Annotated in this window: 1 pseudogene; it reads left to right on the top strand. The window is 67.3% G+C overall.

The features are described 5' to 3' along the window. Positions 1–263 (top strand): annotated as a pseudogene (locus OO54_RS41125) (hypothetical protein); the annotation flags it as partial.

Below are 263 nucleotides of genomic sequence, written 5' to 3'. Positions count from 1 at the left end.
GATCGCGTTCACGAAGAAGCAGTTGCTGAAGCTCATCACGGCCGCGATGGAGGAGGCGGTCGGCCACGTCGTCTCGGTGATGACCGAGCCGGTCGTGGCCGCGCTGGAGAACATGGCGGCGGACCTGGTCGTCCAGGTGAGCATGGACGCGCTGGGCGTCCAGAACGGCGTGAACCTCGACCAGACGAAGCAGGCCGGCAAGGACGGCTTCGACGAGGGAGTGCAGGGTGCCAAGGAGGGTCTGAACCTCGCCTCCGCCGGGG

It is taken from the genome of Streptomyces wedmorensis, assembly GCF_000716445.1.
Taxonomy (GTDB): domain Bacteria; phylum Actinomycetota; class Actinomycetes; order Streptomycetales; family Streptomycetaceae; genus Streptomyces; species Streptomyces wedmorensis.
This window is presented reverse-complemented; position numbering and strand designations above follow the sequence as displayed.